General features: G+C 31.6%; 22 protein-coding genes. 10 read left to right on the plus strand and 12 right to left on the minus strand.

Features of this window, described 5'->3' with window-relative positions:
• Window positions 1-29: 29 nt before the first annotated feature.
• The 5 genes from ACFQ1R_RS02230 to ACFQ1R_RS02250 all read right to left on the minus strand — a co-directional run bounded on the left by ACFQ1R_RS02230 (window position 30) and on the right by ACFQ1R_RS02250 (window position 5,333).
• On the minus strand, window positions 30-860 hold the full coding sequence (locus tag ACFQ1R_RS02230; protein WP_379924481.1) for an ABC transporter ATP-binding protein: 831 nt from the start codon (window positions 858-860) through the stop codon (window positions 30-32).
• A gap of 11 nt (window positions 861-871) precedes the next feature.
• A complete protein-coding gene (locus tag ACFQ1R_RS02235; protein WP_379924482.1) occupies window positions 872-1,717 on the minus strand; it encodes an ABC transporter ATP-binding protein in 846 nt (281 codons plus the stop codon).
• Window positions 1,718-1,804: 87 nt separating this feature from the next.
• Window positions 1,805-2,911 carry an ABC transporter permease gene (locus ACFQ1R_RS02240; RefSeq protein WP_379924483.1) on the minus strand — a complete coding sequence of 369 codons (1,107 nt, stop codon included), beginning with the start codon at window positions 2,909-2,911 and terminating at the stop codon, window positions 1,805-1,807.
• A 24-nt stretch (window positions 2,912-2,935) separates the two neighbouring features.
• Complete coding sequence (locus ACFQ1R_RS02245; protein WP_379924484.1) at window positions 2,936-4,315, minus strand: CmpA/NrtA family ABC transporter substrate-binding protein; 1,380 nt, start codon at window positions 4,313-4,315, stop codon at window positions 2,936-2,938.
• A 259-nt stretch (window positions 4,316-4,574) separates the two neighbouring features.
• Window positions 4,575-5,333, minus strand: a complete 759-nt coding sequence (locus ACFQ1R_RS02250; RefSeq protein WP_379924485.1) for a Crp/Fnr family transcriptional regulator — start codon at window positions 5,331-5,333, stop codon at window positions 4,575-4,577.
• A 132-nt stretch (window positions 5,334-5,465) separates the two neighbouring features.
• Here ACFQ1R_RS02250 and ACFQ1R_RS02255 point away from each other — a divergent pair, with 132 nt between their 5' ends.
• Genes ACFQ1R_RS02255 through moaA form a run of 10 tightly spaced genes read left to right on the plus strand, consistent with a single transcriptional unit; the run spans window position 5,466 to window position 12,413 of the window.
• Window positions 5,466-6,644 carry a molybdopterin molybdotransferase MoeA gene (locus ACFQ1R_RS02255; protein WP_379924486.1) on the plus strand — a complete coding sequence of 393 codons (1,179 nt, stop codon included), beginning with the start codon at window positions 5,466-5,468 and terminating at the stop codon, window positions 6,642-6,644.
• Window positions 6,645-6,654: 10 nt separating this feature from the next.
• Window positions 6,655-6,993, plus strand: a complete 339-nt coding sequence (locus tag ACFQ1R_RS02260; protein WP_379924487.1) for a winged helix-turn-helix domain-containing protein — start codon at window positions 6,655-6,657, stop codon at window positions 6,991-6,993.
• A gap of 1 nt (window position 6,994) precedes the next feature.
• Window positions 6,995-7,735, plus strand: a complete 741-nt coding sequence (locus tag ACFQ1R_RS02265; protein WP_379924488.1) for a sulfite exporter TauE/SafE family protein — start codon at window positions 6,995-6,997, stop codon at window positions 7,733-7,735.
• 1 nt (window position 7,736) lies between these two features.
• Window positions 7,737-8,309, plus strand: coding sequence for a molybdenum cofactor guanylyltransferase (gene mobA, locus ACFQ1R_RS02270; RefSeq protein ID WP_379924489.1), 573 nt, complete (start codon window positions 7,737-7,739; stop codon window positions 8,307-8,309).
• Entirely contained in the window at window positions 8,306-8,539 is a 234-nt protein-coding gene (locus ACFQ1R_RS02275) for a MoaD/ThiS family protein (RefSeq protein ID WP_379924490.1), read from the plus strand. The genes mobA and ACFQ1R_RS02275 overlap by 4 nt, the downstream gene beginning before the upstream one ends.
• 2 nt (window positions 8,540-8,541) lie before the next feature.
• The gene (gene moeB / locus ACFQ1R_RS02280) at window positions 8,542-9,633 is read left to right on the plus strand and encodes a molybdopterin-synthase adenylyltransferase MoeB (protein WP_379924491.1); all 1,092 of its coding nucleotides are present in this window, start codon (window positions 8,542-8,544) and stop codon (window positions 9,631-9,633) included.
• Window positions 9,623-10,066: a molybdenum cofactor biosynthesis protein MoaE gene (locus ACFQ1R_RS02285; RefSeq protein WP_379924492.1), complete on the plus strand. Its 444-nt coding sequence runs from the start codon at window positions 9,623-9,625 to the stop codon at window positions 10,064-10,066. Before moeB ends, ACFQ1R_RS02285 begins: the two co-directional genes overlap by 11 nt.
• Before the next feature lie 26 nt (window positions 10,067-10,092).
• Entirely contained in the window at window positions 10,093-10,446 is a 354-nt protein-coding gene (locus ACFQ1R_RS02290) for a four helix bundle protein (RefSeq protein ID WP_379924493.1), read from the plus strand.
• 3 nt (window positions 10,447-10,449) lie between these two features.
• The gene (gene moaCB, locus ACFQ1R_RS02295) at window positions 10,450-11,382 is read left to right on the plus strand and encodes a bifunctional molybdenum cofactor biosynthesis protein MoaC/MoaB (RefSeq protein WP_379926295.1); all 933 of its coding nucleotides are present in this window, start codon (window positions 10,450-10,452) and stop codon (window positions 11,380-11,382) included.
• A 23-nt stretch (window positions 11,383-11,405) separates the two neighbouring features.
• Complete coding sequence (moaA, locus tag ACFQ1R_RS02300; protein ID WP_379924494.1) at window positions 11,406-12,413, plus strand: GTP 3',8-cyclase MoaA; 1,008 nt, start codon at window positions 11,406-11,408, stop codon at window positions 12,411-12,413.
• 17 nt (window positions 12,414-12,430) lie between these two features.
• Here moaA and ACFQ1R_RS02305 read toward each other — a convergent pair whose 3' ends face one another.
• The 7 genes from ACFQ1R_RS02305 to ACFQ1R_RS02335 form a co-directional block, all read right to left on the minus strand.
• Window positions 12,431-13,480, minus strand: a complete 1,050-nt coding sequence (locus tag ACFQ1R_RS02305) for a YncE family protein (RefSeq protein WP_379924495.1) — start codon at window positions 13,478-13,480, stop codon at window positions 12,431-12,433.
• A gap of 83 nt (window positions 13,481-13,563) precedes the next feature.
• The gene (locus ACFQ1R_RS02310; RefSeq protein ID WP_379924496.1) at window positions 13,564-14,754 is read right to left on the minus strand and encodes a glycosyltransferase family 2 protein; all 1,191 of its coding nucleotides are present in this window, start codon (window positions 14,752-14,754) and stop codon (window positions 13,564-13,566) included.
• 31 nt (window positions 14,755-14,785) lie between these two features.
• Window positions 14,786-15,982 carry a glycosyltransferase gene (locus tag ACFQ1R_RS02315; RefSeq protein WP_379924497.1) on the minus strand — a complete coding sequence of 399 codons (1,197 nt, stop codon included), beginning with the start codon at window positions 15,980-15,982 and terminating at the stop codon, window positions 14,786-14,788.
• Between the two features lie 2 nt (window positions 15,983-15,984).
• Window positions 15,985-17,145, minus strand: a complete 1,161-nt coding sequence (locus ACFQ1R_RS02320) for a glycosyltransferase family 4 protein (RefSeq protein ID WP_379924498.1) — start codon at window positions 17,143-17,145, stop codon at window positions 15,985-15,987.
• Window positions 17,142-18,233 (minus strand): acyltransferase family protein, encoded by a 1,092-nt coding sequence (locus ACFQ1R_RS02325; protein WP_379924499.1) that lies wholly within the window; start codon window positions 18,231-18,233, stop codon window positions 17,142-17,144. The genes ACFQ1R_RS02320 and ACFQ1R_RS02325 overlap by 4 nt, the downstream gene beginning before the upstream one ends.
• A 42-nt stretch (window positions 18,234-18,275) precedes the next feature.
• On the minus strand, window positions 18,276-19,475 hold the full coding sequence (locus ACFQ1R_RS02330) for a glycosyltransferase (RefSeq protein WP_379924500.1): 1,200 nt from the start codon (window positions 19,473-19,475) through the stop codon (window positions 18,276-18,278).
• A gap of 43 nt (window positions 19,476-19,518) precedes the next feature.
• Window positions 19,519-20,457 (minus strand): phosphoribosyltransferase family protein, encoded by a 939-nt coding sequence (locus ACFQ1R_RS02335; RefSeq protein WP_379924501.1) that lies wholly within the window; start codon window positions 20,455-20,457, stop codon window positions 19,519-19,521.
• Between the last annotated feature and the right edge of the window lie 39 nt (window positions 20,458-20,496).

Here is a 20,496-nt window from a genome sequence, read left to right on the forward strand (position 1 = left end):
TTAAGTTGTTGTTCGTTTATTTTTATTTTTTAATGTTCTAAAAAGTCTATTAAATGTTTTCTGTATTTATAATAATCATCATGTTCTAACACTGCTTTACGAGTTCTTGGGCGTTCAAAATCTATATTTAAAACATCTCCAATTTTCGCTTTTGGTCCGCTTGTCATCATTACTACGCGGTCTGCTAAAAAGATAGCTTCATCTACATCGTGCGTAATCATAACTGCGGTTATTTTTTCTTTGTTCCAAATTTCAATTAAAATATCTTGCAGTTCACCTCTAGTTAATGAATCTAACATTCCGAAAGGCTCGTCAAGTAATAATACTTTTGGCTTTATGGCGAATGCTCTGGCAATTCCAACACGTTGTTGCATGCCTTGAGATAATTCGGAAGCTTTTTTATTAAATGCATTTTCTAAGCCTACTTTTTGAAGATAGTATTTAGCAATATCATTTCGTTGTGCTTTGGTTGCATGTGGAAATACTTGATTTACCCCTAATAATACGTTTTGAAGCGAGGTCATCCAAGGCATTAAACTAGGCGATTGAAAAATAACACCTCTATCTGGTCCTGGTCCTTTTATATGTTTACCTAAAACCGAAATATTACCTCCGGAAATAGCGTTAAGTCCAGCAATCATAGATAACATGGTAGTTTTTCCACAACCAGAATGCCCAATGATGGTAACGAATTCCTCTTTCATAATTTGAAGATTCAAATCCTCTAACACAACATAATCACCTTTGGGCGTTGGATATACTTTCTTAAGGCCTTTTAAATCCAACATAACTCTGGAAGGTGGAAAAAGTCCATTTTCTTCTAAAATTTGTGCTTCTTTATTTTGTATTATATTATTCATGGTTTATGCTTTTAAAAGTATCCTATAAATTCTTTTGGACTCAATTCTGGCAATACATATTCTGTTTGCAAAACCGATTTACGCTCATTTCCAATATCCATTAAATACTCAATTATGGCATTTCTTGTTTTCTTGAAATTTGGGTTATCGTTAAGTTCCGTTTTATCTCGTGGACGGTCAATATCAATTTTAAACTCCGGACCTAAAGTTGCATTTGGCCCAGGACGTAGTGGAATAATACGGTCTGCCATATAAATACCCTCATCAACATCATTTGTAATTAACAATGCTGTTCGTTTATCTTTTCCCCAAATGTTTAAAATTTCATCTTGTAAATTACCTCTTGTTAAAGCATCTAAAGCACCTAGCGGTTCATCCATAATAATCATTTCAGGTTTCATTGCTAAAGCTCTAGCAACCGCAACACGTTGGCGCATACCACCCGATAATTCTTTTGGACGTTTGTTTATGGCATGAGTTAAGCTTACCATTTCCACATATTCAGCAACCATTTGGTGTAAAACAGCTTTCTTTTCTTTTGGAAATGCCTCTTTAACAGCCATAAATATATTTTGCTCAACGGTTAGCCAAGGCAACAAGGAATAGTTTTGAAAAATTACACCACGTTCATGACTCGTATCAACCACAGGTTCGCCTTTAAACAAAACCTCACCACTAGTTGGTTGCAATAAGCCGTTAATTAAGTTTACCAAAGTAGTTTTCCCACTTCCAGTAAAACCAACAATAGCAACAAACTCACCTTCTTCAATCGATAAATTGATGTTAGAAAGCACTTCGGTAGCATGCTCGCCTTGTCCATACGTTTTGTATACATTATTTAATTCTAAGTATGCCATTTTTCTATGTTTATTTGTTGATTCGGTTATTTGTTGAATTGTTATTTACACCTAAATGATTAAACAATTCAATAGTTAAACATTTATTTATATTCCATCATTCTTATTAAAAGAAATCATGTTTTGAATAGTTAGCATTATTCTGTCTAACAAAAATCCAATACCACCTATTACAAACATGGCAACAATTATTTTCGAGTTAGAATCTATCGCACCATTCTGGAATTCTTCCCAAACAAACGAGCCTAAACCTGGGCTTTGTGCTAATAATTCAATAGCTATAAGTACCATCCACGACACTGAAAGTGTAATACGCAACCCTGTAAAAATTAATGGTAATGCCGATGGTAAAATCACTTTAAATATTTTTTGAAACGTACCTAGCTTCAATACTTTAGCAACGTTTATATAATCTTTATCTACCGATGAAACACCCATGGCAGTATTTACCAATGTTGCCCACATAGAGCACAAACCAACACTTATAAATGAAATGATAAATGCACTATCTGACTCGGAGTTTTTAGTTAAGGTTTTTACAATCATAAAAACCAATAACAACCAAACTACTGGCGACACAGGTTTGAAAATTTGAATTAACCAGTTTACCGAACTTCTTAAGGTTTTACTTAACCCTATAACAATTCCAATAGGCACCGCTATTAAAAGCGCCAAAAAGAAGCCTGCAAAAACAGTTTTTATACTTGTAAATATTTGATCTACAAACGATGGACGACCTGTATAAACAATTGGTTCTTTACCTTGTGCTTCGCGCTTTGCATTCAAAACTGCTGTTTTTTCAATAAAAGCTTGTTTATCAGCTCTAATTGTATAGTGGTCGTTTAGCAAGGTTTTATAAGATTCCCAAACCTGAGCAGGAGATGGTAATGTATTAGGTTGGCATTTAATTGCGCCAGATGCAATACATGCTCGCATAGCATCGGCTGCCTCCTGCCCTTGTTCGGTTAACGCCTTTTCAATTTTATAATCGGCTTCAATATTGTATAACGATTTAGCTCCCATGTGCCATAATCCTATAAATAAGAGTATGGAAGCAAGTGGCACTATAGTTTTTCTTAAGAAGTTTCTAAAATCTTCTTTTTCTATCTTCCCTGTAAATATCGATTTTAATGTTCCTAAAAACCCAAACTCCATAAACTTGGTTAGTTTTTCTATTGCTATGCTCTGCTTCATGTTTACTAAATGTTTTGTAAATTATTACTTGTCTTTATTTCCTATAGCGAAACTATTAATGTAACCTATTGGATCTTTGGCATCGTATTTAGTGCCGTCAATAAAATCGGTTGTTGCTGGCTTATAACCATCTGTTTTAGGAATATCGCTTGCTGGAATTTTTCCTTCTTCAACCAATAATGCTGCTGCTTTATTCCAAATATCTGGTCTGTAAATTTTCTTAATGGTTTCTTCATACCAACCTTTAGCTTTAGCATCAGGAATTTGTCCCCATCTACGCATTTGCGTTAAGAACCAAATACCATCAGAATAGAAAGGATAAGTAGCATTGTATTTGTAGAATACGTTAAAGTCTGGCATGTCACGTTTATCACCTTTTTCAAATTCAAAGGTTCCTGTCATAGAATTTGCTAAAACAACTTCATCTGCACCAACATATTGAGGCATTGATAGTATTTTTACAGCTTCAGCTCTATTACTTGGTTCATCTAACCATTTACCAGCACGAATTAATGCTTTTGTTACTGCAATAGCTGTGTTAGGGTTTTCTTCAACAAACTTTTTAGTCATTACAAATACTTTTTCTGGGTTGTTTTTCCAGATATCGTAGTTTGTTACAACTGGTACACCTATACCTTTAAATACTGCTTGTTGGTTCCATGGTTCGCCTACGCAATAACCATAAATTGTACCTGCCTCAAGTGTTGCTGGCATTTGTGGTGGTGGCGTAACAGAAAGTAATACATCGGCACCTATTTGCCCTTGTACATTATCTGCAGTGTACATACCTGGGTTAATTCCCGCAGCTGCTAACCAATATCTAATTTCATAGTTATGTGTTGATACTGGAAACACCATACCCATTTTAAAGGCATTACCTTTATTTTTGTATTCTGTAATTACAGGCTTTAAAGCATCTGCTTTTATTGGATGAACAGGTTTTCCATCAGCACCTTTAGGCACATTAGGTTTCATTTTTGCCCAAACATCATTTGATACTGTAATACCATTTCCATTTAAATCCATTGAGTAAGCAGTTACTAGTTCTGCTTGTCTACCAAAACCAGCACCTGCTGCAATTGGTTGTCCTGCTAGCATGTGTGAACCATCTAACTGACCATCAATAACACGATCTAAAACGTTTTTCCAGTTTGATTGTGCTTCTACAGTTACAAACAAACCTTCATCTTCAAAAAAACCTTTTTCTTTTGCAATAGCTAAAGGTGCCATGTCTGTTAATTTGATAAAACCAAAAGTTAATTGTGGTTTTTCAATCTCTAATGTTTTAGAAGCTGTTGCTTCAACTTCAGTAGTTCCATCTTTTTTCTTTTCTTTTCCGCAACTAGCAAGAAGTAGTAAAGAAACCGATAAGATGCATGTTGTTTTTGTAATTAGTGCTTTCATATGGATTAGTTTATAATTAATTTAAGTATTAATACTTATTTTTTCAACAAATATATAAGTACATTAGATTTTAATCAATGATATTACACATGTAAAAACCTCTTTTTTCAACATTAAAAAACCTGTTAAAAAACATGAAAACTACATAAAAAGCTGAATTAGTGATATTTAAAAACCATAAAATAGATACGTAAGCTTACGTATTGAAATAAAAAAAATGAAGAAATATGAATAAAAATTAAGTAATTAAATAAAAAAACTAGCTATCTAAGTAGAAGTTGTGTTCGCTAATTTCTTTTTTAAGTAAATCAATATTGGTAATACCAATTTTTTTGCCTTTTGCAGAAATCAATTTTTCTTTCTTTAAAGCTGAAAAAATACGTATTACCTGTTCTTCGGTAGTACCTGCGTAATCAGCATACTCTTTTCGGCTAAGTGTTATATCCAGAAATCCTTTTAATTCGCCAAATTTTCTGTTTATATATAATAAAGTATCTACAACACGTTCTCTAACGGTCATTTGAGAAATTGATTTCACTTTCGATTCGCTACGGTTTAATTCATTGGCATAAAAAAGCATCATATTATAAGTAAACTCAGGATTTTTACGCAGTGTGTCTTGTAAAATATCTTTAGAAAAATAGCATAGTACGGTATCTTCTAATGCTACAGCACCAATTGAATAATACTCCTCAGTACCAAACCCACGATGTCCAATTATTTCACCATCCTTGGCAAAACGGACAATTTGCTCACGTCCATTTATTCCTGTTCTAAAAACTTTTACTTTTCCTTTAAGAATAAAGAACAAGCCATTAACTGGCGCACCTTCTATAATGAATTGTTGCCCTTTTTTGCAACGGATATCATTTTTTTCCTTAACTAAATCTGAATCAGATAAACCTAACAATCCTTTTTTTATAATACAATTCTGGTTAAGGCATGCGTCACAAGTAATACCAGATCGTGTTCTTGCACTAAGTTTTGTTTTGTTAGTATTAAGTACTTGTGTTTCCATTAAAGGTATTAAAATATGCTTTAGTTTTACAAATATAAGTATTAATACTTAATTAAGACTAAAAAATACGTATTTTTATATATACATATCTAACAATTCGTTATATTTGCTAAAACATAACGATATTTTTAAATGATTTCCATAGAAGAAGCCATTATACTAGTAAAAAAAGAAACAAAACCGCTTTTAACAGAAACAACTAAGCCTGTTGAAAAAGCAGGCGGTTACAAACTTTTTAAAGCTGTATTATCACCTATTAACATGCCACCTTTTAGACAATCGGCTATGGATGGCTATGCACTTCATTTACATGACTCTTTAGTTTATAATTTGATTGACGAAATTAAAGCAGGTGATAATAAGCAACTTACTCTAAAAAAAGGTGATGCTGTCAGAATTTTTACTGGCGCAGCAGTTCCAAATACTGCCGATGCTGTTATAATGCAAGAAAAAGTTGAAGTAAACGGAAATATAATAACGCTTCAAAATAAAATAAATAAAAACACCAACATTCGTCCTGAAGGCGAACAAGTTAAAAAAGGTGAATTGGCTTTAGCAAAAGGAACAAAATTAACGCCCGCAGCCATTGGGTATTTAAGTTCATTGGGTATTAAAAACGTTTCGGTTTTTAAAAAACCTTCTATAGCTATTGTAACAACAGGAAATGAATTGGTTAAAGCAGAAACTGAATTAGAATACGGTCAAATATATGAGAGCAACTCAAAAATGCTTTTAAGTGCGCTTTACAGTTTGAAGTTTTACGATGTTTCTATTCATAAAATTGAAGATGATTATATTGAAACCGTTTCAAAACTAAACAACGTCATCAATTCTACCGATTTGGTGCTTATTTCTGGAGGAATTTCTGTTGGCGATTACGATTTTGTTGGAAAAGCACTAACTGAACTGAAGGTTAAAGAGCATTTTTATAAAGTGAAACAAAAACCAGGAAAACCCTTATTTTTTGGCACAAAAAACAATACCCATGTTTTTGCTTTACCAGGAAATCCTGCAGCTGCCCTAACCTGCTTTTACATGTATGTTTACATTGCTTTACAAAAACTAATGGATAATACTGTTTTTGAATTACCAAAAACAAAAGCAACTTCCTCATCAAAATTCATTAAATCTGGCGACAGACCACAATTTTTAAAAGCCATATATGATAATGGTAATGTGCAAATATTAGAAGGACAAAGTTCTGCAATGCAACAAACCTTTGCTGTAGCCAACGCCTTTATTTTTATGGACGAAACACAATCAAATATTGAAATTGGCGATTTGGTAGATACTATATTATTGCCCGTTTAATTCTGTAACTATGAACTATAAAATTAAAAGCCGAATTTGGATTGAATACAATAACCATGTACTTCTTGGTGAAGGCAGAGTGCATTTACTGAAAGCGATTGATGAAATGGGTTCGCTATCAAAAGCAGCAAAATCATTAAATATTTCATATAAAAAAGCGTGGGATTTGATTGATTCGGTTAACAAATCTGCCAAAAACCCTGTTACAATTAATAGTATTGGTGGTAAAGGTGGCGGAGGTGCAGAATTGACCGATTATGGTAAATTACTAATTAAATCCTTTGATGAAATAAACCAAAATTGCTGGGATTTTTTAGATGAACAATTAAACAAATTAGCCGATTTATAATATGCTTCAAACCGAAAATATATATCTCTTTTTACTAATTTTACCCGTAGTTGCCTTTCTATATGCAAGTGTTGGTCATGGTGGCGCAAGTGGTTATTTAGCATTAATGGCATTATTTTCATTTGCACCAGAAAAAATGAAACCCACTGCCTTATTGCTTAATTTGTTTGTTGCGGGCATTTCATTTTACTATTATTATAAAGAAGGTTATTTTAATAAAAAGCTATTTCTATCATTTGCAATCGCATCCATTCCACTCGCTTTTTTTGGTGGAACCATTGAAGTTGATGCTTCTATCTACAAAAAAATACTAGCCATTCTATTAATGTTTGCCATTTTAAAAATGCTAAATGTTTTTGGAAAAGAACCTAAAAACATAAAAAAGGTTACACTTTGGCAAGGTCTTGCAATTGGTGGTATTATTGGGTTCTTTTCAGGACTTATTGGTATTGGTGGCGGTATTATTTTAACACCCATTATTTTAATGTTGCATTGGGGAAACATGAAGGAAGCTGCAGCGGTTTCAGCATTATTTATTTGGGTAAATTCTGCTGCAGGACTTGTTGGTCAATTTAGTAACGGCATCACTCTAGAAATTGATACATTTATTTTAGTAGCCGTTGCGCTAATTGGCGGTATTTTAGGTGGTTACTTCGGAAGTAAAAAAATTAATAATACCAATTTACAATACATTTTAGCCTTTGTATTGGCAATTGCATGTTTCAAATTATTTTTCACTTAATATGATGAACAAAAAAAACATAACAGGTATTATTCTTTCTGGCGGAAAAAGTAGCCGCATGGGAACAGATAAAGGCTTTTTATTATTTGAAAACAAACCATTTATTCAACATAGTATTAATGCTTTAAAGCCGTTAGTTTCTGAAATTATTATTGTTTCAAACAACGCCAATTATGATGTTTTTAAACTAAAACGGGTTGAAGATAGTATTGAAAATGCTGGTCCAGTTGCTGGTATTTATTCCGGTTTAAATGAATCAAAAACAGAATACAACATCATTTTAAGTTGTGATATTCCTTTAATTTCTTCTGAAATTTTAAAAAAATTAATAAATGCTATTGATGATGTTTCTGAAGTTATTCAAATTGAAAGTGACGGTAAAACAATGCCATTAATCGCATTATATAAGAAATCTTGTGAAGAAACTTTTTTGAAATTATTAAAAAAAGGTGAACGCAAATTACAAGTTGTAGTAAATACATGCCAAGTAAAAAACGTGACGTTACATGAAGCCGATGCTTGCTTTATAAAAAATATTAACACAAAAAACGATTTAAAAGCTATTATAAAATGACAATTACAATAAAATATTTTGGACTTATAGCTGAAGTTACAAATTGCCAAGAAGAAGTAGTTGAATTTTCTAAAAACTCAATTGCTCAACTTTTAGAGTTTTTAAATTCAAAATACCCAATCTTAAAAACTAAAAATTTTCAAGTAGCTCAAAATCAAGTATTGGTATCGTTTGAAGATGAAATAACAGGACAAGAAATAGCTTTATTGCCTCCTTTTGCTGGCGGATAATTATGGAAAGATATAACAGACATATTATTTTATCGGAAATTGGTCAAATCGGTCAAGATAAGATTTCCAAAGCCAAAGTTTTGGTTATTGGTGCTGGCGGTTTGGGTTGTCCAGTTTTGCAATACCTTACAGCTGCTGGTGTTGGTACGCTTGGTATTATCGATTTTGATGTGGTTGAAAAATCTAATTTGCAGCGTCAAGTTCTGTTTGGTTCTTCATCTTTAGGAAAAAATAAGGCTATTGCTGCAAAAGAGCGTTTACAAGATTTAAATGAAGACATCGTACTAATTGCATATCCTGAAAAATTAACCCATCAAAACGCCATAGCGTTATTCAATAAATACGATATTATTGTTGATGGCTCTGATAATTTTGAAACCCGTTATCTAGTAAACGATGCGTGTATAATTACCAACAAACCATTGGTTTTTGGGGCTATTTATAAATTTGAAGGACAAGTTTCTGTTTTCAATTACCAAAACGGACCAAGTTATCGCTGCTTATTTCCTAATTCACCAGAAAAACATAGCGTACAAAACTGTTCAGAAATAGGTGTTTTAGGAGTTTTACCTGGTATTATTGGTAATATGCAAGCCAACGAGGTTTTAAAAATTATTTTAGGAATTGGCAATGTGCTTTCAGGAAAATTACTTTGTTATAATGCGTTAACAACTCAAACTTCAACCTTAAAGATTAATAAATTTGATAAAAATTTCAGCACTCTTTCAAAAGAAAGCTTTCACAATAATAAAATTTCCATCTTATGCGAAATTAGAATTGAAGAGGTTTCAATAGAAGAAGTTTTCAATAAAGAAAATGTTCAATTTATAGACGTTCGAGAAGTACATGAACAACCAAAAGTAACTTGTTTAAATGCTACTTCTATTCCGCTAAATGCATTGAAAGATAGCTTGTTAAAAATTGATTCTAATAAAGATAAAATGATTTTTTGCCAATCTGGAATACGAAGTAAACAGGCTGTTACAATATTAAAAAACGCGAACATGCAAAACTGTTTCAGCATAAAAGAAGGTGCTTCAGAAATCTTAAAATATATAAACAAACAACAAAACGTTTCAAATCATGCAAGATAAAAAACCAAAGAACGTATTTATACAAGGTGCCATTTCTTCAGAATTTATAGGAGAATCGATAGCAAAACACCAAACTAAAACCAGTATTGGTGCTCATAATATTTTTTTAGGGCAAGTTAGAGCTGATGAAATTAATGGAAAAAAAATTTCTGCTATTGAATACACAGCTTATGAGGAAATGGCTAATGTAAAATTTAATGAAATTAGAGAATCTGCTTTTGAAAAATTTGAACTTACTTGTATGCATATTTATCATAGTCTAGGCATGGTAAAAACTGGTGAAATTTGTCTTTTTGTTTTTGTTTCTTCTCCAAGACGAAAAATAGTTTTTGAAGCATTAGAATTTATAGTTGAAGAAATAAAAGCACATGTACCTGTTTTTGGAAAAGAGATTTTTGAAGACGATTCACATCAATGGAAAGTAAATAATTGACTATTGATTAATTATTATTGATTATTATGAAGGAAGCATTAAAGAAACGAACTAAACTATTTGCTCACAATTGCATTAAGATTACAAGCTTATTGCCAAACAGCTATTTAGCTAATCACATAAAGGGGCAATTAATTAGATGTTCTACTTCAGTAGCGGCTAATTATCGAGCTACATGTATTGTACAATCAAAAGCTAGTTTCATTGCAAAAATAAGCATCGTAATTGAAGAAGTAGATGAATCTAATTTTTGGTTAGAATTCATATCTGATGAAAATCTTATAGAAAAAGAAAAAATTGAATTTTTAATGAAAGAATCTGCCGAATTAACAGCAATCTTTATGGCTTCACGAAAAACAGCAAGCACAAATAATCAATAATTAATAGAAAATAATAAATCCAAAATGGTAGATATCACACATAAAAGTACAACCTTAAGAACCGCTGTTGCTCAAGCCATTATAAAAGTGAGTAAACCGGAAACTATTGAAGCTATAAAAAACGATACCGTTCCAAAAGGAAATGTTTTGGCTATGAGTAAAGCCGCAGGTTTATTAGGTGTGAAGCGTACACCTGATATTTTACCCGACTGCCATCCATTACCTATAGAATTTACAAGTGTTGAATATGACATAAACGGATTGGAAATAACCATTCTTTTCACGGTAAAAACCATTTACAAAACTGGAGTTGAAGTTGAAGCAATGCATGGTGCAAGTGTAGTTGCTTTAAACATGTACGATATGCTTAAACCTATTGACAAAGGCATTGAGATTCATCATATAAAACTTCTAAATAAAAAAGGTGGAAAATCTGATTTTAAAGACCGTTTTAGAAGCGATTTAACTGCTGCCGTTATAGTTTGTAGCGATACTATTTCAGCAGGACATAAAGAAGATAAAGCTGGTAAAGCCATTATTGAGAAACTAGAAACTAATGGTGTAAAAATTTCAGAATACATAGTAATTCCTGATGAAAAAGCTGTTATTCAAGAAAAAGCTAAAAATTACCAATCTCAAGGCATCGATTTAATTATTTATACAGGTGGCACAGGACTTTCAGCACGCGATGTAACACCAGAAGCACTTATACCTTTGTTAGACAGACGTATTGCTGGTATAGAAGAAGCTATTAGACGCTATGGGCAAGATAGAACTCCTTATGCTATGCTATCTAGAAGTGTTGCTGGAACCATAAAAAACAGTTTAGTTTTAGCATTACCTGGTTCAACAAATGGTGCAAAAGAATCTATGGACGCTATTTTTCCATCAGTTTTACATGTTTTCGGGATATTGAAAGGTGCTAGACATGACTAAGTTATTGATAATTAAATTATAAAATGATTAATAATCAAAATATACTACAAGATTTACACGGTAGAAATCATGCCTATTTGCGTATTTCGTTAATTGAACGTTGTAATTTACGATGTTCATATTGTATGCCAGAAGAAGGCGTACAACTATCACCTAAAAGTCATTTAATGACTTACGAAGAAATTTTTGAAATTGCAAAAACCTTTGTAAAACATGGTGTTACTAAAATAAGACTAACTGGTGGTGAACCATTAGTTAGAAAAGATATTCCAATTATTTTAGAAAAATTAGCAACACTTCCTGTGGAACTTTCAATTACTTCTAACGCCGTGATAATTGATAAATTTATTGCTGTTTTAAAGGTAAATGGTATAAAAAAAATAAACGTTAGTTTAGATTCTTTAGATAGAGAAAAATTTAAGCATATTACACGCAGAGATGAATTTCAGAAAGTTTATAACAACATCTTATTATTAGTAAATGAAGGTTTTAAAGTAAAACTAAATGTGGTTTTAATGAATGGCTTTAATGATAATGAAATTAACGATTTTATCAATTTAACTAAAAACCTACCTATCTCGGTTCGATTTATAGAATTTATGCCTTTTGATGGCAACAAATGGGACAAAAGTAAAATGGTTTCTTATGCTGAAGTAATGCAACAAGTAAACACCAACTTTACTGAAGCACAAATTGAACGTTTGCAAGATGCACCAAACGACACGTCTAAAAATTACAAAATTAAAGGCTACAAAGGCAGTTTTGCTATCATCAGTTCTGTTACTAATCCTTTTTGCGATTCTTGTAATAGGCTACGCTTAACTGCAAACGGGCAAATAAAAAACTGTTTATTTTCTTCAACAGAATCCGATTTATTAACCACACTTCGAGCTGGAAAACCAATTGAAACCATTATTCAAAAAGCTGTTCAAGCAAAATTTAAAATACGTGGTGGTATGGATACGCTTGAAAAACTTCAAGAACCTAAATTACATAATAACAATAGGAGTATGATTACCATCGGCGGATAATCGTAACGCTGTAATTATTATTCTACCAACGCCAATCCTTCAGGTACATTTCCAGTTTTAATAGTGCTAACAATAGTTAAGGTTTTCATATCTATTATTTCAACTTTACAGGCATTAGAGTTAGAAACAAATGCATATAAGCCGTTTGGGTGCATTAAAATATTAACAGGACGTGGTGTATGATATAGTAATCTTTGAAGTATTGTTGTTTTACCATGAAGTTGAATTGTTTTGATTTTTTTTCTGGATTTTTGATTATAAATTGAGATAGTTCCGTCTCGAGAATTAACTACAAAACAATACTTACCATCTTTAGAAAATTTAAGCTTTATAGACTCTCTTCCTGTTTTTATGGTTTTTATAATTTGATTGCTTATTGTATTAATAATAACCATCGAATTTTGCATGGTATTAGTTACCCATAATTCCGAACCATCTGGAGTAATGTCGATACCTTGCGTTCCAAATCCGCAAGGAATAATTTTAATAACTTTGTTTAGTTTTAAATCTATAACACTCACCGAACCCGATTTGGTATTTGTAACGTATGCGATAGGTTTATGAGGATGAAGTACAGGAATATGTCCTATTTCTTGTTCTGTAGAAATTGATTTTTCAACTGCATTATTTTCAATATCCACAACAAATAACTTATTATTTATACGGCTAACCACAAGCACTTTATTGGATTCATTATGCGCAATAATTCCGTCCAAAGCCAAACCTTCTTCAAACACAATTGTTTTATCAAGTTTATCAGTTTTTGCATTTATTATTACCAAGCTTTGCACCTTATTTTCATTAGTGTTATAATTTGGAATAACTACGCAGCCTTGGTTTCTAACTGGTGTTGCTGCATGCGATTCAATATCAATTGGGACGTTAGTTAATTTTTCGCCTTTCATCAAATCAAACACTGTTACATCTCTACTTCGCTTATTTACAATATATAATTTTCCATTAGTTTGAATGTTATAAGAAGGTTCTCTAACTAAATAAATTGTAAGTGACACTGCTAAAAGTAATACAACTAAGAGTAATAGTAAATATTTTATTTTTTTTATCACAAGTCAACATTTAGTTAATAAAAACAAAAAAAACCTAGTTACATAGACGGTTTATTGATTGAAATCTTCAAATTTAATAGTAATTATTGTGCTCTTTTGGCGCGTTCCCAATTAACAGATTGAGATTTTTTCAAGTAACGGAAAAAGCCTAAAACAACCGACAAATTCATAATAAAAAAGTAATATGGGATAAACAATATTTTAATGCGTGTTTCTTTATTCTCTAAAAACCAACCTAATAGTGCCGAGGCATAAAAAAGAAGTTGTAACCAAAATAGGATGGGATATAAGGTAAAAGTAAATAAGCGATCATGAATAGCAAGAGTGAATAATATAGGAATTAATAAAACAAGACACAAAGGTGTTAAACTCCAACGTAAAACACGGTGTGAAATGTATTGAAATGATAAAGTGCCGTATTTAAAAACGTTTAGTAATGAACGTAATCTTACTATAGATTGAATACCACCCGCCGAAATTCTAATTTTACGTTTTAGCTCCTCTTTTACATTTGCAGAGGCCGTTTCAATAGCATATGCTTCTGGATCGTATTGAATGGTATAACCATCTTGAGCAACGCGCAAGGAAATGATAAAATCGTCAAGTAAAGTATCTTTTTCAACATGTCGATACAGTTCTGTTCTAATAGCAAACAGTTCGCCAGCAGCTCCTACAACGGAATACAATTCGGCATCCCATTTTTTTAAAGCCGATTCATATTTCCAATATAAGCCTTCACCAGCCCCAGAAGCGACGTCACTTTCCTTATTTACAATTCGTTTTTCACCTGAAACACAGCCAACTTTTGGGTTTCCAAATAAATTTACAATACGTCTTATAGATTCCTTTCCTAAATTGGTATTCGCATCGCTAAAAATTACAATTGGGGTTTTAACAAACGCCATACCTCTATTCATAGCACCAATTTTTCCGTTGCGCTCATCTAAATGATAGACTGTAGTATTAGGGTATCCTTTTAATAAATGAGGCGTACCATCATCAGAGCCATCTGTAACCCAAACAATATTTAGTTTTTCTTTAGGATATTCAAGTTCTAAGGTGTTTTTCATTTTGGCTTCAACATAATCCTTTTCATTATAGGCCGCAATAAACAAAGTAACTTCTGGCTCATACAATGCATTCGTTTTTACCTTGTTTCCAATTTTAAAAAACCTTCTAATTTTTATAATAAGAAATAGTAAAATACCGTAACCTACGTAAGTGTAAACGATAATAAATAATAAAACCCAGAATAAAATTTTTAATGTAATCATGCTTCTTAATTTTTGAATTTTCTTATTGAGGTTATAATTTTTGTTTTTTGGAAACAAAATTTTCTAAAATACTTTCAAACTCCTTGGCTCTACCTTCCCATGAATTTTGCTTTGCAAAGGCTATGCGTTCTTGAATTAAACTATCGGTATCATTTTTCAATTCACTTTCAATAAATTCCTTAAAAAGTGTTTTGGTGTGAGCTGATTTTGCCATTGCTTTAAAATCTGTTAAATCTGCGAAAGCTGTCATTACCACCGGAACACCAACAGCTAAATATTCGTTTATTTTTAATGGATATATATTTTTGTTTACTTCATCCATTTTGTAGGGAATAATTCCCAAATCGTAATTAGATAATAATTCTGGAACTTCATTAGGTTTAACAGAACCAAAAAAGGATACATTCTCATATTTAGACAAGCGTTCCTTTATATTTTGGTTTAATAAATAGCCCGTAAATTCAAAAATGATATGAGGTAGCTCTTTAACTGCGTACTCCATAATATCGATATCAAACCTAAAATCTAAAGTACCTATATATCCCACCTTTTTTTGACTGCTTCCACTAGTAATCGTTTTCTTTGCATGAGGGACAAACAAGTTAAAATCTACGCCATTTTTAACTACATAAGTTTGTTTGTTTAATTTCTTTTTTTCAGAATTTAAATAATCGGATGTAGTTATTATACCATCAACTTTTTCGCAAAATTGTTTTTCAATATTAAAAATCCTCGATCTATGCCTTTGCGTATCCATGCCATCATAGCAGTAATAAACATTAAGCAATTCCTTTAATTGACCTATCATTGGCAAACCATACATTGGGTTGTAGGCTGTAATAACAATTGGATTTTCAAGATTGAACTTTTTAATAATTTTTCTTAATTGATTTTTATAAATGAAGCTATTAACACTGAAAAAGGATTTGAAAAGCGTCTCGTTTTTTAAAAAATCAACAGGTAATACAGGTGGCATCACTACGTGATTTACTGTAGCTCCATTTGGTGTTTCAATTTTTTTAATTCGACTTTTAAACCCCAACATTCTCGATACCTGTGCACGTTGTTTGCCTAAAACAGACATTACTACATCTTTAAGCGTAAATGGATATTCAACAAAAAAAACGTTATTATTCTCTGCCAAAATAGACAACAGTTGTACCGTAGATTTGGTGAACTCCCCTTCCCATGTGGTTTGCGAAATACAAATAATATTTTTTCCTTTCATAATCATTTAGTTGTTTGTTTCTGATGTATGACGTTATACAACTTAAGATAGTCTTTCGCCATATTACCCCAAGAAAAACGCTTGTTTCGTTCTATTCCTTTTTCGCAAAGCCTAGTTCTATACGCTTCATCTTCTAGAATTTTAATAATACCTTGGGTAATTTCTTCAGGTTTGAATGGGTCTATAATATGAGCTGCATCTTCAGCTATTTCTGGCATAGACGAGGTGTTTGATGTAATTACGGGAACACCGCACCCCATAGCTTCTAACATAGGAATACCAAAACTTTCGCGTAAAGATGGATATAAAAAAATGCTACATTGTGCATATATTGAAGGCAAATCGGTATTTACTACATATCCTGTTAAAACAATGGAATTAATAAGTTCAGGATCATCTATTTCAGATAAAAGTTTTTTTAATTCCGATTCATCATAATCAAGCATCACTAACTTGAAATCGGCGTTTGATTGTTTTAAAAAATCAGAAAATGCTTTTAGTGTCCCTTTTGTGTTTTTCTTAGGGTCGGTGTTTCCTAAGAAAAAGAAATATTTATCAGGCAAATTGTATTTTTCTTTAACGCGTTTTAGTTCTTGCGTATCATTTACAATTTTGAAATGTTCACTCACACCATTATAAATAGCATCAAGTTTACTATTCCCTTTCATACCAAAAAAATCGGCAATTCTGTTTTTCTCAAAGTGTGAAACCGTTATTACTTTTTCACTTTTTTTTACAATTCTAGGAACTACTAATTTACGGTAAACATTTCCGAATTTTTGATAAGGCGAAGCGCTACTTTTTAAAATTTTTAAATAGCTACTTTCCATATAAATAATATCGTGCAGAATGGTAACTAATGGCATCTCACACATAAATGGTGCGGTATTACTTGTACAGTGCAATATATCGCAACCGTATTTTTTTGCCGCTTTAGGAAGTGCTATTTGTTCCCATAAAGGATAAGAACCTCCATCTAACTTAATAATTTTAAAGTTTGGAGTTTCTTTTAAAACCGAATCATCTTCATCTGGTTTTACAAAAATGTAATATTCATTTTCATGGTCAATTTTTTGCAAGTTTCTTATTAACTCCAAAGCAACCATATCCATTCCATGCTTCTTTTTGCGAAAAAGTCTTTGTCCTTCTATCCCGATTTTCATATTAATTGATTTTTTAAAGCTGGATTGTAAAAATAACCCATGATGTATTTTTTAATTTCTTTGTAAGCTATTACTTCTATTAGGTATGAAAACAACAACATAAAAATAATATAGAGTACGTATTCAATTACTTTATGATTTATAAAGCTTAAATAGGTTGCTTCAACTACTAAATATTGATGTGAAATGTAAATTACATACGATATGGGTGCTACATATTTAAACCATCCAAAAAACAGATTAAAACCAATCCATTTCCATTTACACCAAATAACCGCACCAAAAAGCACCATAAAAGCAAACATAAAATGCCTTAATTCTATAAACGGGTAAGCCACCAACGGATAGGTATAAACTTTTGTAAAAGCAAAATTTAGGTAAAAATTTAATCCTAGAATTGAAATAATAAAAGCTAAAACAAAAGCGTAAGGCATAATTGCTTTAAAAGAATAGCTTTCGCCTTTTAAATAAATATCGGCAAATTTTACCCCAATCCACCAAATAGCAAAATACATCACTAATCGGTTAACAATAAAAGGATAAATAAGGTACGATATAGCGGCAACACAAATAATAATATTTACTGAAGTATCAATTTTAGATTGGTTAATTTTTGTTGACAAAAAGAAAAACAACATGTAAAACCACCATTCATATGATAAAGACCAAAGTAAGCCATTACCCATATAAGTAACACAAACAACATTTGGTTTTTGAGAAATAACATCTTGAAGCATAAAAATATTGCCTAATAATGTTTTCCATTCAGGATTTGCCATCGTTTCTTCAGAATAACACTTTATTAAATATCCTAATATGAAAATAAATACAAGTGGTATATAAATTCTGACGAATCGGTGTAAAAAGTAAGTGCGAAACGTTTTATCGGATGATTTTTCCCATGAATATTTTATAACAAAACCACTTAGGATAAAGAATAGGATAACGGCCTCTGACCCAAACCGAAAAAACACCCCTACATTAATACCAAAAAGATATATTTTTTGTGGAAGCATATGAAAAAGTAGCACATAAATTGCGCTAAATCCGCGTATTGCTTCTAATTTTTCTAGTTTTTGGTTCGACATTGGGGCTAGTTTCTCTACTGATAATTAACTGATTTTCTCTATTTAATTCTCATTATTTTTTGAACTTGATGTGTGTTGTGTATGTATGAATGTTTTATTAGCTCCTTTTATTTTTAAAAGTGAAAGCAGCATCATAAACATACCTTTTGGTAAACTAACTAAGGCTTTAAGTGTTTTTAAATTATAAAATGTTAATGGAACGGAAAAAATGAATGATAAAACACATGCCACCGCCAACACCAACCAATAATTTGAATACGGAATTTGATTTTCAAACATGTAATTTATTACTAAAAAAACTATACTTAAAAACATTACAGCGCCTAATAACAATATTCTTGGTGGTTGAATAAATTGAATGGCTTTATCAAAATAATCTACATTACCTTTAAGTATGAGATCTTTTAATGCATTTAAAATATCTTTTCTAAAATAATGAAATTGAGCAGACAACCATCTACGACGTTGATTACCAAATACTTCTGCTTTTTGTATTTTCTCATCAAAAACAACAGCATCATCCAGATAAACTATTTTCCGACCTTCCTTAAGCATTTTCAGTTCAATTTCTTTATCAAAACCTCCAACAGCTGTAACTGTAGCCATTAAGTTTTTAAAATAAGTATATCTAAAAGCCATTCCTGAACCAATAATTGCCGATGAAAGTCCTAATACCCTATGGCCTTTTCTAAAAATATTATTGTTTATTTCTTCACTAATGGCATCAAGAATAGCCCATGAATTATTGGTATTTTTTGCAGTTCTATGGCCTTGAACCGCGATAAAATCATATTCAAAAACTGCATTTATTTTCTTTAAAAAATCGGCAGCCATTACGTTATCAGCATCTAAAACTACTGCAATATCATAGGGTCCATCAAGAGCTGCCATAGCTTTATTTAATGCTTTTGATTTGGTGCTTTTTTCAAAACTTACTTCAATTAGTTTTATTGGTAACGTTTTTAACGTATTTAATGTTTCTTGCTTAAAAGAATCGGCAATAATTACAACATCATATAAATTTGAAGGATAGTCTTGCTTTAATGCTTGATCTGCGACTTCTATAATAACTTCATCTTCTTTGTAACCAGGAATTAGTACTGCAATTTTTTTAAAATTTCCGTTATCAACATACTTTTTTTGTTTGTAAAAAAGACTCGCTATTGAAAAAATAAAAATATAGAGCGTTGCTAACCCTAAAAGAATTAGTAAAATGATTTGGATGATATTAACTAGCTGCATAATACTTATTTATAATTAATTTTCTTTTCAGATTGAAAAAATATTACTTAAGTTTTTTCAGTTTATCTCTTACTTTTAGAGCAACTTTTCTTAACAAAGGAAGGTGCTTTCCGCTTTTAAGATTATACATAAAAGACTCCGATTCAAAAATCATTTCAAAATTGGCAGTACACAACACTGGTTTTTTTGATAGCCTATTAATTTCTAAAGCTTGGTTTAATTCACTCTCAACAAATAATACATAGGGTTTTGACATGTATGCTTTTGCCTTATGGCCACCATGATTATTTGCTTTTTGTCTGGCAGCCATGTCTGGTAAGTCGAGCATAACCAAATCGTTATACTTAATATTATTGGCTGCTAACCAAGTTTCGGTTTCTTTGCGGTACTTTTCTAAACGCGATGTAACAATGGTACCTATTTTGCTTCCAGGAATAAATAAAGGTGGGGCGTTTAGTATAAAATCGATGTACTTTTCACCATCATCATTTTGTTCTGGTAAAGGGTCTGCACATAATACGCCGTCAATATCAAAACATGCTTTTTCTAAGGTTGTATGGTTTAATATATTCCATTGGAAATAACGAGGCAATGGCACTATTTCGAAAAAATAATCGACCATTTTCTCTTTTCCAGGAATTACAAAAATAGCGCAATACTTAAGATTAAATTTTTCTTCTAAGTGTTTTAGTTTTTCTTTGCATTCAACCATTGCTGAACCAGATGCGATACTATCATCAACTACCAACACTTTTTTGTGCTCACCTGAATCGAAAAACTGACTTCTAGCACCTGCCTTATAAATATGACCGTTTAAAAAGGAATCTATATCCGTATACGGTCTATTTAAATACAGCGACAATAAGTTTGCGGGTAACATTCCACTACGAGGCACCCCAACAATAAGATCAAAATCGCGAGGAATTATACTTAATCTTTGCAGTATAATATTGTTTAAGTCTTTAATATTTCTGTAATACATAATGTAGGCTTTTAAGTTTTGGTGATTTGGTTAATAACT

The organism is Mariniflexile jejuense (assembly GCF_042675665.1).
GTDB classification, from domain to species: Bacteria; Bacteroidota; Bacteroidia; order Flavobacteriales; family Flavobacteriaceae; genus Mariniflexile; species Mariniflexile jejuense.

Coding starts and splice junctions, on each gene's coding strand:
- ACFQ1R_RS02250 (WP_379924485.1), bottom strand. CDS start 5,333: ATGGAAACACAAGTACTTAATACTAACAAAACAAAACTTAGTGCAAGA.
- ACFQ1R_RS02315 (WP_379924497.1), bottom strand. CDS start 15,982: ATGAAAGGAAAAAATATTATTTGTATTTCGCAAACCACATGGGAAGGG.
- ACFQ1R_RS02255 (WP_379924486.1), top strand. CDS start 5,466: ATGATTTCCATAGAAGAAGCCATTATACTAGTAAAAAAAGAAACAAAA.
- moaA (WP_379924494.1), top strand. CDS start 11,406: ATGATTAATAATCAAAATATACTACAAGATTTACACGGTAGAAATCAT.
- ACFQ1R_RS02325 (WP_379924499.1), bottom strand. CDS start 18,233: ATGTCGAACCAAAAACTAGAAAAATTAGAAGCAATACGCGGATTTAGC.
- ACFQ1R_RS02290 (WP_379924493.1), top strand. CDS start 10,093: ATGAAGGAAGCATTAAAGAAACGAACTAAACTATTTGCTCACAATTGC.
- ACFQ1R_RS02265 (WP_379924488.1), top strand. CDS start 6,995: ATGCTTCAAACCGAAAATATATATCTCTTTTTACTAATTTTACCCGTA.
- ACFQ1R_RS02330 (WP_379924500.1), bottom strand. CDS start 19,475: ATGCAGCTAGTTAATATCATCCAAATCATTTTACTAATTCTTTTAGGG.
- ACFQ1R_RS02320 (WP_379924498.1), bottom strand. CDS start 17,145: ATGAAAATCGGGATAGAAGGACAAAGACTTTTTCGCAAAAAGAAGCAT.
- ACFQ1R_RS02285 (WP_379924492.1), top strand. CDS start 9,623: ATGCAAGATAAAAAACCAAAGAACGTATTTATACAAGGTGCCATTTCT.
- ACFQ1R_RS02240 (WP_379924483.1), bottom strand. CDS start 2,911: ATGAAGCAGAGCATAGCAATAGAAAAACTAACCAAGTTTATGGAGTTT.
- ACFQ1R_RS02235 (WP_379924482.1), bottom strand. CDS start 1,717: ATGGCATACTTAGAATTAAATAATGTATACAAAACGTATGGACAAGGC.
- ACFQ1R_RS02335 (WP_379924501.1), bottom strand. CDS start 20,457: ATGTATTACAGAAATATTAAAGACTTAAACAATATTATACTGCAAAGA.
- ACFQ1R_RS02275 (WP_379924490.1), top strand. CDS start 8,306: ATGACAATTACAATAAAATATTTTGGACTTATAGCTGAAGTTACAAAT.
- ACFQ1R_RS02310 (WP_379924496.1), bottom strand. CDS start 14,754: ATGATTACATTAAAAATTTTATTCTGGGTTTTATTATTTATTATCGTT.
- ACFQ1R_RS02230 (WP_379924481.1), bottom strand. CDS start 860: ATGAATAATATAATACAAAATAAAGAAGCACAAATTTTAGAAGAAAAT.
- moeB (WP_379924491.1), top strand. CDS start 8,542: ATGGAAAGATATAACAGACATATTATTTTATCGGAAATTGGTCAAATC.
- mobA (WP_379924489.1), top strand. CDS start 7,737: ATGATGAACAAAAAAAACATAACAGGTATTATTCTTTCTGGCGGAAAA.
- ACFQ1R_RS02245 (WP_379924484.1), bottom strand. CDS start 4,315: ATGAAAGCACTAATTACAAAAACAACATGCATCTTATCGGTTTCTTTA.
- ACFQ1R_RS02260 (WP_379924487.1), top strand. CDS start 6,655: ATGAACTATAAAATTAAAAGCCGAATTTGGATTGAATACAATAACCAT.